Here is a 10,756-nt window from a genome sequence, read left to right as displayed (position 1 = left end):
GCATGCGTTATGAACTGGGTGTAGATGCAGGTTATACCTTCGCGTATAGCGATGACCAGGCTCTGACTCCTTACTTCAAACTGGCCTACGTTTACGATGACTCTAACAACGATTCTAACGTAAACGGCGATTCTATCGACAATGGCGTAGAAGGTTCTGCGGTACGTGTTGGACTGGGTACTCAGTTCAGCTTTACCAAAAACTTCAGCGCGTACACCGATGCTAATTATCTCGGTGGTGGTGATGTCGATCAAGACTGGTCTGCAAACGTGGGTGTTAAATATACTTGGTAATAACTTTCTCGCAAAGAAAGTAAAGGTAATTTAATCTGGAAAATGCCCGTCACGGATTTGACGGGCATTTATTGCAAGGAACGCGCAATGTTATCTACTAATAAACCTCTTCCTGAATTTAGTAAGCTGGATAAATGTTTATCAAAATATGGTAAACACTTTGAATGTGATAAAGATAAAGAAATTATATATTCCAGTGATATAAATAGCGATGACACCTTTATTATTTTAAGTGGTATAGTTTCCCTGAGACGCGGGGAGAATGTACTGGTCGGCATTGCGCAGGCACCATTTATTATGGGGCTTTCAGATGGTGTGATGAAAACCGATGTACAATACAGATTAATAACCGAAAGTAATTGTACGGGATATCATCTTCCTGCCTCACAAACGATTAATTTAATTGAACAATGCCAACTTTGGCGCGAAGCTTTTTGCTGGTTGGCCTGGCAGAACTGCATGTTTGAAATGCGCGATCTCCAGTTGATCGGCAATAACTCCTATGATCAGATTCGCGCGACGTTGATATCCATGACGAAATGGGACGACGTATTGCGCTCGCGTGTCGGCGTGATGAACTATATTCACCAGCGTACACGAATTTCACGCTCAGTTGTCGCAGAGGTCCTCGCGGCATTGCGTAAAGGTGGTTATATTGAAATGAATAAAGGCAAACTGGTGAGCATTAACCGTTTGCCTTATGAGTATTGAATCAGGATGCGGGAATAACCTGCGGTTTGTTCCCGCTCAACTCTGCGACCAGATCGTTGATACCGTCGCTCATATTGGTAAAGCGGGTCAGCGGAGAACGGGTCACCACGACAAACGCTCCGACATTTTGCTGCGGGATCATCGCCATATAGGTAATGAAACCGCCACCACCACCGGTTTTTTGAATAATTCCCGGACGACCATTCTTCGGTGCCATATACACCCAGCCCAAACCAAGCGCATCGGCTTTGCCCGGAACGTCCATCCCTATCACTTTGGTTAACTGTGTACGCTGATAAATCAGCGTCTGCATACGGTCGGCTTGCTGGCTACGATGATAAAAATCAGAAGAGAGATACTGTTGCATCCAGCGCATCATATCGCCAGGCGTTGAATAGACGCCGCCGCTGCCCATCGCCGCCAGGGTATTGTTACAAGGGCTGGCGCCTTTTTCCGCGACCATCAGGCGTCTGCACTGATCGGGGGATGGGGTAAAGGTGGTGTCTTTCATCCCCAGCGGTCGGGTAATTTTTTCTTCAAACAGTTGCGGATAAGGCTTACCGGCAGCAGCTCCCAGCGCGTCGGCCAGCAGGTCGAATGCCAGATTTGAATAAGAAGCTTGCGATCCTGGAGCTGCTTTAAGCGTAGCGGTTGAGAGATAGTTCCAGCGCTGCTCGCGGGTTGGCCAGACAAACACCGGGCGCTTTGCCGCGCCGCCAGGCTGTTCGCGCGGCAGCGCGCTGGTATGCGTCGCCAGATTCACCAGCGTGATTGGCGTTCCCTGATAAGTCGGCACGCGTGCGCCAGGTGGTGCATATTTACTCAATGGATCGTTGAGTTTAACTGTGCCCTGATCGAGTAATTTCACCAGCACTTCGCTGGTCATTAATTTGGTGATAGAGGCAATGCGAATCACGGAATCCAGTTGTGGATGAACATTATTGCCGGGGCGCGTTTCGCCGAAGCTTCGAAATACGCGTTGATTACCATCAATCACCACGAGCGCCATCCCCGTAGCACCACTGCCGTAAAATATATGGTCGGCATAACGATCGACGATATCAGAGGCGAAGACCGGATCGGTTATAGGCTGTGCCGCCTGGACAGATGTCAATGACGCCGCACACAGCGCGGCAGAAAAAAGCAGACTACGTTTCAACGGTGGTGTCCATGAGTTAGAAAAAATGAAAAAGGATGTCGTGCGTATGCGTATTTATACTACTCAACGGCGTATTGCAAAGCGCTTATCAGCCAATGATAGTGTGAAAAACGTAACGATGAGTAAACGTGAGCGTTTCCCGGATTGTGGATGTTCGCTTTTGTGATCTCACGCTGTGATAATCTGCACATGCTGGAACGTTATCGAGTGTGAAAACCACAGAAACAATTCTTCATCACCGGGGGGCGAACTATGTGCCGCGGTTCTGGTCACAATTGTCGGTTTCAGCTTGTGTTTTTGGGCGTAAGCCGTCTCGCCACCGCACTTCACGGAGGCAAATGCACAGCAGTCGTCATAACGATAAGAAGTTAGCAGGAGAGCATTATGTTTAAGTCTTTTTTCCCAAAGCCGGGATCATTCTTTATTTCGGCATTTATTTGGGCACTGGTCGCTGTTGTATTCTGGCAAGCAGGTGGGGGAGCCTGGGTTGCACGCATTACCGGCGCGTCGGGGGATGTACCGATTAGCGCAGCGCGTTTCTGGTCGCTGGATTACCTGATTTTTTATGCTTACTACATTCTTTGTGTCGGGACGTTCGCGCTATTCTGGTTTCTCTACAGCCCGCACCGCTGGCAGTATTGGTCCATTCTGGGTACCTCACTGATAATTTTTGTAACCTGGTTTCTGGTTGAGGTTGGCGTTGCCGTCAACGCCTGGTATGCGCCATTCTACGATCTCATTCAAACCGCGCTCAGCGCACCGCATAAGGTGAAAATTGAGCAGTTCTATAATGAAGTGGGTATCTTTCTCGGTATTGCGCTGATTGCCGTGGTCATTGGCGTGATGAACAATTTCTTCGTCAGCCACTATGTGTTTCGCTGGCGCACAGCGATGAACGAACACTATATGGCGCACTGGCAGCATCTGCGACATATCGAAGGCGCAGCACAGCGTGTGCAGGAAGACACCATGCGTTTTGCCTCCACGCTGGAGAATATGGGCGTTAGCTTTATCAACGCGATTATGACGCTGATTGCCTTCTTACCGGTGCTGGTTACGCTGTCGGCGCATGTTCCTGATCTGCCGATTATCGGACATGTCCCTTATGGGCTGGTTATTGCCGCGATAGTCTGGTCGCTGATGGGAACCGGCTTGCTGGCGGTAGTCGGGATCAAACTTCCGGGCCTGGAATTTAAAAACCAGCGCGTGGAGGCAGCTTACCGTAAGGAACTGGTATACGGTGAAGATGATGCCAGTCGTGCGACGCCGCCGACGGTGCGTGAACTGTTCCATGCAGTACGGCAAAACTATTTCCGTCTCTATTTCCACTATATGTATTTTAACATCGCCCGTATTCTGTACCTGCAGGTTGATAACGTTTTCGGTTTGTTCCTGCTGTTTCCGTCGATTGTTGCCGGTACGATAACGCTCGGTTTGATGACACAAATTACCAACGTATTTGGCCAGGTGCGCGGCTCGTTCCAGTATCTGATTAACTCCTGGACAACGTTAGTTGAACTGATGTCTATTTATAAGCGTCTGCGCAGCTTTGAACGCGAGCTTGATGGCCAGGATATTCAGCAAGTGACCCATACTCTTAGTTAACAAAAGGAGATGTTATGTCGACGGTTTCCCGTCTTTACCCCTTGTCTGGGCTGGCCGCATTGGTGTTGGTGGGATGTAGTAGCCAACCCGCGCAGCCGTTAAAAAAAGGGGAGAAAGCCGTCGATGTGGCGAGCGTGGTGCGCCAGAAAATGCCCGCCAGCGTGAAAGACCGGGATGCGTGGGCGCAGGATCTGGCGAAGACGTTTGAAAGTCAGAAGCTGGCGCCGACGGTTGAAAACATCTGTTCGGTGCTGGCGGTCGCGCAACAGGAGTCAAACTACCAGGCCGATCCGGCGGTTCCAGGCTTAAGTAAAATCGCCTGGAAAGAGATCGACCGTCGCGCCGAGCGCATGCATATTCCGCTGTTTGTGGTGCACACTGCGCTGAAGATTAACTCCCCAACGGGGAAAAGCTACAGTGAGCGTCTGGATACGGTGAAGACGGAAAAACAGCTTAGTGCCATCTTTGATGATTTCATCAATATGGTACCGATGGGGCAGACGCTGTTTGGTTCACTGAATCCGGTGCATACCGGCGGACCGATGCAGGTCAGCATTGCGTTTGCCGAGCAGCACGCCAGCGGCTATCCATGGAAAATGGCAGGGACGGTCCGTCAGGAAGTGTTCAGCCGACGCGGCGGACTGTGGTTTGGCACTTATCATCTGCTCAATTATCCGGCGAATTACAGTGCGCCAATTTTCCGCTTTGCAGATTTTAATGCCGGCTGGTACGCCAGCCGCAATGCGGCTTTTCAGAATGCAGTCAGTAAAGCCAGCGGAGTGAAGCTGGCGCTGGACGGGGATTTGATTCTCTACGGCAGCAGCGAGCCGGGCAAAACGGAGCTGGCGGTACGCAAGCTGGCCGGGAAGCTGGGGATGAGCGAGAGTGAGATCCACCGGCAACTGCAAAAGGGCGATAGCCTGGCCTTTGAAGAGACTGCGCTGTACGAGAAGGTCTATAAGCTGGCGGAAGCGAAGAGCGGTAAATCACTACCGCGTGAAATGCTGCCTGGTATTCAGCTGGAAAGCCCGAAGATTACGCGTAATCTGACGACCGCGTGGTTCGCTAAACGCGTGGATGATCGTCGGGCGAAGTGTATGGCTCAGTCATCGTTATGATGACGGCTGCGCCAGCGGATAATTATCGCGACGGCGCCAAGAATCAGGCTCCCGACCAGGAAGGGGATCAGCCCAAACAGGGTACCGACGCCTAAACCAATTTCAACCCGTGGGCGCCCTGTCTCTTGCATTTGCAACTGCATCAACTGCTCATAGATGCCGGGTGCGTGGGCCAGCAGATTTAAAATCTGCGCGCCTGCCCAAAAGCAAAACAGCACAAATACGGCATACGCAATGTTGCCGGGCAGGGAGGAGGTATCCCGATGCTTGCCCTTAAACAGGGATTTTGAGAGCGTAAAATCAGCCATAAAGACCTCCGGAAATAACCTGCTTTTTGGCGTAATGCCTGTAACTGACTGTGAGTCTGACAGGTGATTAGGATTGTCAATATCAGAATGTTGGTAATTTCAGGTGGAGATTATTCCTGGATTTCGGTTATTTGTGGTGTGTCACAATTATTTAACCTTAAGTGAAATTAAGTTACATTTCAGAAATTCCGCATATGCCACAGACGACCACGGGGAAATGTGCGAGGATGCTTTTTCATGTTGTATATCCACCGGAGCCGTTATGAACCTGCCTGTAAAAATCCGCCGAGACTGGCACTACTATGCCTTCGCTATTGGGCTTATCTTTATTCTGAATGGCGTGGTGGGGTTATTAGGTTTTGAAGCGCAGGGATGGCAAACCTATGCGGTGGGGCTGGTTACCTGGATAATTAGCTTTTGGCTGGCCGGATTAATTATCCGTCGCCGCGTGGAAAATGAAGATGATGAAGCGAAGGATGCCCAATAGTTATCAGGCATCCTTGCGGGTTTACATACTGGTTTTCAGCGCGCTATCCGCAGCGTGGCGTTCCAACGCCAGTTCGATCAGGCGAGTGATCAAATCGGTGTAGCCTAAGCCGCTCGCCTGCCACAGTTTTGGATACATACTGATGTTAGTGAAGCCCGGCAGCGTGTTGATCTCATTGATCACAACGTTGTTTTCTGCGGTTAGGAATACATCTACGCGCGCCATGCCAGCACATCCTAACGTCTGGTACGCTTGAGTGGCGATCTCGCGGATCTTGTCGTTAATTTCTGGTGCGATCGCTGCCGGAACAACTACTTTGGCGCCGTTATCGTCAATGTATTTGGTGTCATAAGCGTAAAAATCACTGTTCAACACGATCTCACCACAAGTACTGGCCTGCGGATGATCGTTGCCCAGTACTGCACATTCGATCTCGCGACCTTTGATCCCTTGCTCCACCACGACTTTATGATCGAATTCAAATGCCAGCGCGACGGCCTGGTTGTATTGCGCTTCACTGGTCACTTTGCTAACGCCAACGGACGACCCCTGGTTGGCGGGTTTTACAAACAGCGGCAGGCCCAGGCGGGATTCCACCTCAGCAAAGCTAATGTTGTTACGATTGGCGCGAGTAAGTGTAATAAATGGCGCGATATTTAATCCGGCATCGCGCAACAGACGTTTGGTCACGTCTTTATCCATACAGGCCGCAGATCCCAGGACATCAGAACCGACGAATGGCAGATTCGCCACGCGCAGCATACCCTGCAAAGAGCCATCTTCACCCAGCGTACCGTGTACGATCGGAAAAATAACATCGACCGTTGGCAGCGGCTGACCGTTTTGCGCATCGATCAACTGATGCTCTTGTTTACCCGGAACCTGAGCCAGGCTGGTCGTGGAAGGACGCAGCGCAATGTGCGCCGGATCGTCTGAATTGAGCAGATAGTTACTGGCATCGCTAACGTGCCATTGCCCTTGTTTATCAATACCTAACAGCACAACGTCAAAGCGAGTCTTGTCGATGGCATCGACAATATTTTTTGCCGATTGCAATGACACTTCATGTTCCGCTGATTTACCACCAAATACGATTCCTACCCGCAACTTTGCCATCTTAAAAACCCATTCCTTGAATGCAAAGCACATACATTACCACGACAAAACGCAGGTTTCCTCGGCTTCTGGCAGATTGTTTCGCTGGGCAACAGGGGAAGAGATAAGCGCAAACGCGCAGATCTTGCATCAAGCATAATTCCCTGCGTGTATTGTGGGTTTGGTGTGAGGCGTATCACAAATATGATGAGCGGGAAGATAAAATTCTAAACTGTGATACATCGCACCTGTTGACCCTTATTTGGCTAAGTAATTTGTTAAGCTGCTCGCAGTTTTCAGCTACTTATCGTTATGAGTCCCTATGGAATCCTGGAGAGTAAACCTTATTTCCGTCTGGTTCGGATGCTTTTTTACCGGGCTGGCGATTAGCCAAATCCTGCCTTTTTTACCGCTCTACATCTCCCAATTGGGCGTCACCTCGCATGAAGCTCTCTCAATGTGGTCCGGATTAACGTTCAGCGTCACCTTCCTTATTTCAGCCATTGTTTCTCCTATGTGGGGCAGTTTAGCCGATCGTAAAGGGCGCAAGCTGATGCTGTTACGAGCCTCGCTGGGGATGGCGATTGCGATTTTACTACAGGCATTTGCCACTAACGTCTGGCAGCTTTTTCTGCTGCGCGGGGTGATGGGGTTAACCTCAGGCTATATTCCGAACGCAATGGCGCTGGTAGCGTCACAGGTTCCGCGTGAACGCAGCGGATGGGCATTGAGCACGCTTTCTACGGCGCAAATTAGTGGCGTTATTGGCGGACCGTTAATGGGAGGCTTTATTGCCGACCATATTGGGTTACGGGCGGTATTCTGTATTACCGCGGCTTTGTTGGTGGTTAGTTTCCTTGTCACGCTGTTTTTGATCAAAGAGGGCGTGCGCCCGACGACCAAAAAAAGCGAACGACTGAGCGGGAAGGCCGTCTTTGCCTCCTTGCCTTATCCGGCGCTGGTGATCAGCCTGTTTTTTACGACGATGGTAATTCAACTGTGTAACGGCTCTATCGGTCCTATTCTGGCGTTATTTATCAAATCAATGGTGCCAGACAGCAGCAATATTGCCTTTCTCAGCGGGTTGATTGCCTCAGTACCTGGCATCTCGGCCCTGATTTCCGCGCCGCGGCTTGGCAAATTAGGTGACCGTATTGGTACTGAGCGGATTTTAATGGCGACGTTAATCTTTGCCGTCGTGCTGTTTTTCGCTATGTCGTGGGTCACCACGCCATTGCAGTTGGGGATATTACGTTTCCTGCTCGGCTTTGCCGACGGCGCGATGTTGCCGGCGGTACAGACGCTGCTGGTGAAATACTCCAGCGATCAGATAACCGGGCGTATCTTTGGTTATAACCAATCATTTATGTACCTTGGCAACGTCGCCGGGCCATTAATGGGGGCAACGGTATCAGCCATGGCGGGGTTCCGCTGGGTCTTCATCGCTACGGCGAGTATTGTACTGATTAACATCTGGCAGTTGGCCATCGCATTGCGACGTCGGCGTCACGCGCGCTGACTTCCTGATAAACAACGCTGCCCGTCGGCGTTGTTTATCTATAATTTTGCATTATATCTCTATGTGATTATTCATCATTTTACCTTTTTATATTGAAGGATTTTATTTTAAGGCTCATCTCTCCCTTATTTTGTGATGTGATTGTTTTCGCAAATAGTTTAATTTCTTCTAAAAATAAAACTTTTATCACCTAGGCAGTAGTGAGCCTTAATGTTAACGTGGCTTATATTTTGTTAAGGGAATACGCAAATGAAAAATCTCGTCACTGAGTTGTTGATTAAGCTCGCCCAAAAAGAAGAAGAGTCACAAAACCTGGCGGCGCAGGTCGAAACGTTAGAGCAGGTAATCACCGAAATGCTGCGCAATATGGCGTGGAGCGATCGGCAAATAGTGCTGCGTCAAATTGAAGGTGCTCTGGCAGGCGTAAACCGTGTGCCAACGTTTATGACGACCCTCCATAACGCTGGCGAGAGCGTGCCAAAAGCGTTTTGAGTAATCCGAGGGTGCGCCCACAAATTATCATAAAAGTGTCACATCAAATACTTATAGTCGCTTTGTTTTAATTTTACCGTATTTATACATGGAGAAAATAAAGTGAAACAAAGCGCACTCGTGATTGCCCTGTTACCTTTGCTGTTTACCCCGATTATTAATGCAGAAACATCTACCGTAGCGGTTATGGATAATCGTGCCGCTCAGGGTGATATCACCACGCCAGGCGGTGCCCGCCGATTGTCAACCGATCAAACGGCAGCGCTGCGTGAATCTCTGAACGATAAGCCTGCTAAAAATATAATTTTATTGATTGGCGATGGCATGGGTGATTCAGAAATAACGGCCGCACGAAATTATGCCGAAGGCGCGGGCGGTTTTTTTAAAGGTATTGATGCTTTACCGTTGACCGGGCAATACACGCACTATGCGTTAGATAAGAAAACGGGCAAGCCGGATTATGTGACGGACTCTGCGGCCTCAGCGACGGCATGGACCACCGGGGTTAAAACTTATAATGGTGCCCTGGGCGTTGATATCCATGAAAAAGATCATGCAACAATTTTGGAAATGGCAAAAGCGGCAGGTCTGGCGACGGGCAACGTTTCTACCGCTGAATTGCAGGATGCTACCCCAGCAGCGCTGGTTGCTCATGTCACTTCGCGTAAGTGCTATGGTCCAGGCGTGACCCGTGAAAAATGCCCAACCAATGCGCTGGAAAAAGGTGGCAAGGGGTCAATTACAGAACAGTTGCTGAATGCCCGGCCTGACGTCACGTTGGGCGGTGGGGCAAAAACGTTTGCTGAAACCGCTGCGGCAGGGGAGTGGCAGGGTAAAACGTTGCGGGAACAAGCCCAGGCGCGCGGTTATCAGATAGTAAGTGATGCCGAGACGCTGGCAGCGATTACCGAAGCTAACCAGGATAAGCCGTTGCTGGGCCTGTTCTCCGAAGGCAATATGCCGGTGCACTGGGAAGGTCCGAAAGCGTCCTATCATGGCAATCTGGATAAACCGGTGGTGACCTGTACGCCAAATCCAAAGCGTGATGACACTGTGCCGACGCTGGCGCAGATGACGGATAAAGCGATTGAGCTATTAAGCAAAAATGAGAAAGGTTTCTTCCTGCAAGTGGAAGGAGCATCCATCGATAAACAGGACCACGCCGCCAACCCGTGTGGACAGATTGGCGAAACGGTTGATCTGGACGAAGCGGTGCAGCGTGCGCTTGCCTTTGCGAAGCAAGATGGCAACACCCTGGTGGTGGTAACCGCTGACCACGCGCATGCCAGCCAGATTGTCGCACCTGATACCAAAGCACCTGGTCTGACTCAGGCGTTGAACACCAAAGATGGCGCGGTGATGGTCATCAGCTACGGCAATTCTGAAGAGGAATCTCAGGAGCACACCGGTAGCCAGTTGCGCATCGCCGCTTATGGCCCGCATGCGGCGAATGTAGTTGGCCTGACCGATCAAACTGACCTGTTTTACACTATGAAAGCGGCGTTAGGTCTGAAGTAACCCTGCCCCCCGGTGACAATAGTTTTGCCGCCGGGTGGTATTTTTATTGTTAGCAGCCAAACTTACCTGTGTGTCGTCGTTCAGAAAAGGATGGTGCTATGAAAATTACATTATTAATGACGCTGCTCTTTGGACTGGTTTTTTTAACTACCGTCGGTGCTGCCGAGAAGACGTTAACCCCGCAACAACAGCGTATGACCACCTGCAATCAACAGGCAACGGCGCAGGCTTTAAAAGGGGATGCGCGAAAGACGTATATGAGTGATTGCCTGAAAAACAGCAAATCTGCGCCTGAGGAAAAGAGTTTAACCCCACAGCAGCAGAAGATGCGTGAATGCAACGTCAAGGCGACGGAGCAGTCACTGAAAGGCGATGATCGTAACAAGTTTATGAGCGCTTGCCTGAAAAAAGCTGCGTAGCACTTACGGGTGAGCAGGTAAAAACGCTCACC

General features: G+C 50.2%; 12 protein-coding genes. 9 read left to right on the top strand and 3 right to left on the bottom strand.

What is annotated here, in order from left to right:
* Together FDX14_RS03835 and iprA are read left to right on the top strand one after the other, a co-directional pair.
* Positions 1 to 293: autotransporter outer membrane beta-barrel domain-containing protein (locus FDX14_RS03835; RefSeq protein WP_137349020.1), on the top strand; the 293-nt coding region annotated here is incomplete at its 5' end.
* An 87-nt stretch (positions 294 to 380) separates the two neighbouring features.
* On the top strand, positions 381 to 1,004 hold the full coding sequence (gene iprA / locus FDX14_RS03830; RefSeq protein WP_137349019.1) for a hydrogen peroxide resistance inhibitor IprA: 624 nt from the start codon (positions 381 to 383) through the stop codon (positions 1,002 to 1,004).
* Between the two features lies 1 nt (position 1,005).
* Here the strand turns inward: iprA and ampH are convergent, their stop codons facing one another.
* The gene (gene ampH / locus FDX14_RS03825; protein WP_042310210.1) at positions 1,006 to 2,163 is read right to left on the bottom strand and encodes a D-alanyl-D-alanine-carboxypeptidase/endopeptidase AmpH; all 1,158 of its coding nucleotides are present in this window, start codon (positions 2,161 to 2,163) and stop codon (positions 1,006 to 1,008) included.
* Positions 2,164 to 2,547: 384 nt separating this feature from the next.
* Here ampH and sbmA point away from each other — a divergent pair, with 384 nt between their 5' ends.
* Positions 2,548 to 3,768, top strand: a complete 1,221-nt coding sequence (gene sbmA / locus FDX14_RS03820; RefSeq protein ID WP_137349018.1) for a peptide antibiotic transporter SbmA — start codon at positions 2,548 to 2,550, stop codon at positions 3,766 to 3,768.
* 14 nt (positions 3,769 to 3,782) lie between these two features.
* Entirely contained in the window at positions 3,783 to 4,886 is a 1,104-nt protein-coding gene (locus tag FDX14_RS03815; protein ID WP_137349017.1) for a DUF1615 domain-containing protein, read from the top strand.
* Here FDX14_RS03815 and FDX14_RS03810 read toward each other — a convergent pair.
* Positions 4,871 to 5,194, bottom strand: coding sequence for a YaiY family protein (locus FDX14_RS03810; RefSeq protein WP_042310204.1), 324 nt, complete (start codon positions 5,192 to 5,194; stop codon positions 4,871 to 4,873). The genes FDX14_RS03815 and FDX14_RS03810 overlap by 16 nt on opposite strands.
* A gap of 262 nt (positions 5,195 to 5,456) precedes the next feature.
* Here FDX14_RS03810 and FDX14_RS03805 point away from each other — a divergent pair, with 262 nt between their 5' ends.
* Positions 5,457 to 5,681 carry a DUF2754 domain-containing protein gene (locus FDX14_RS03805; RefSeq protein WP_038638102.1) on the top strand — a complete coding sequence of 75 codons (225 nt, stop codon included), beginning with the start codon at positions 5,457 to 5,459 and terminating at the stop codon, positions 5,679 to 5,681.
* 21 nt (positions 5,682 to 5,702) lie between these two features.
* On the opposite strand, the gene ddlA is transcribed toward FDX14_RS03805, so the two are convergent.
* Positions 5,703 to 6,797: a D-alanine--D-alanine ligase gene (gene ddlA, locus FDX14_RS03800; RefSeq protein ID WP_137349016.1), complete on the bottom strand. Its 1,095-nt coding sequence runs from the start codon at positions 6,795 to 6,797 to the stop codon at positions 5,703 to 5,705.
* 301 nt (positions 6,798 to 7,098) lie between these two features.
* Here ddlA and FDX14_RS03795 point away from each other — a divergent pair, with 301 nt between their 5' ends.
* The 4 genes from FDX14_RS03795 (at position 7,099) to psiF (ending at position 10,724) form a co-directional block, all read left to right on the top strand.
* The gene (locus tag FDX14_RS03795; protein ID WP_042310202.1) at positions 7,099 to 8,295 is read left to right on the top strand and encodes a multidrug efflux MFS transporter; all 1,197 of its coding nucleotides are present in this window, start codon (positions 7,099 to 7,101) and stop codon (positions 8,293 to 8,295) included.
* A 249-nt stretch (positions 8,296 to 8,544) separates the two neighbouring features.
* Positions 8,545 to 8,787 (top strand): sigma-S stabilization anti-adapter protein IraP, encoded by a 243-nt coding sequence (locus FDX14_RS03790; protein ID WP_137349015.1) that lies wholly within the window; start codon positions 8,545 to 8,547, stop codon positions 8,785 to 8,787.
* A 102-nt stretch (positions 8,788 to 8,889) separates the two neighbouring features.
* Positions 8,890 to 10,305, top strand: coding sequence for an alkaline phosphatase (gene phoA / locus FDX14_RS03785; RefSeq protein WP_137349014.1), 1,416 nt, complete (start codon positions 8,890 to 8,892; stop codon positions 10,303 to 10,305).
* Between the two features lie 98 nt (positions 10,306 to 10,403).
* Complete coding sequence (gene psiF, locus FDX14_RS03780) at positions 10,404 to 10,724, top strand: phosphate starvation-inducible protein PsiF (RefSeq protein ID WP_038638114.1); 321 nt, start codon at positions 10,404 to 10,406, stop codon at positions 10,722 to 10,724.
* Positions 10,725 to 10,756: the final 32 nt, after the last annotated feature.

It is taken from the genome of Citrobacter sp. wls710, from assembly GCF_005281115.1.
Classification (GTDB): Bacteria; Pseudomonadota; Gammaproteobacteria; order Enterobacterales; family Enterobacteriaceae; genus Citrobacter; species Citrobacter werkmanii.
The sequence above is the reverse complement of the archived record's forward strand: the minus strand, read 5'-3'. Positions and strand labels throughout refer to the sequence as shown.